The organism is Neobacillus paridis (assembly GCF_016765675.1).
GTDB lineage: Bacteria > Bacillota > Bacilli > Bacillales > Cytobacillaceae > Neobacillus > Neobacillus paridis.
Genome location: NZ_JAESWB010000356.1, coordinates 1 through 568, shown reverse-complemented (window position 1 = coordinate 568; position 568 = coordinate 1). Strand labels below are relative to the sequence as shown.

General features: G+C 63.6%; 1 protein-coding gene. It reads left to right on the top strand.

What is annotated here, in order from left to right; translation table 11 throughout:
* The coding region (locus JK635_RS29185; protein ID WP_235888282.1) for a zinc-binding dehydrogenase at nt 1–568 on the top strand (568 nt) is incomplete at both ends.

Sequence of the window (568 nt, the reverse complement as noted above, 5' to 3'; positions counted from 1 at the left end):
GTGCGAATACTGCCTGTCGCAGAAGACCAATCTGTGCCAGGCCATCCGCAGCACCCAGGGCCGCGGCGTGATGCCGGACGGCACCAGCCGCTTCAAGCTCGGCGGCAAGGAAGTGTTCCATTACATGGGCACCTCCACCTTCGCCAATTACACGGTGGTGCCGGAAATCGCGCTGGCCAAGATCCGCGAGGATGCGCCGTTCGAGAAGGTGTGCTACATCGGCTGCGGCGTGACCACTGGCATCGGCGCGGTGATCTATACCGCCAAGGTGGAGCCGGGCTCGACGGTGGTGGTGTTCGGCCTGGGCGGCATTGGCCTGAACGTGATCCAGGGAGCGAAGATGGTCGGCGCCAACATGATCATCGGCGTCGACATCAACCCGGCGCGGGAAGAACTGGCGCGCAAGTTCGGCATGACCCACTTCGTCAACCCCAAGGAAGTGCAGGGCGACATCGTGCCCTACCTGGTGGACCTGACCAAAGGCGGCGCCGACTACACCTTCGAGTGCATCGGCAACGTGAACCTGATGCGGCAGGCGCTGGAATGCTGCCACAAGGGCTGGGGCAAG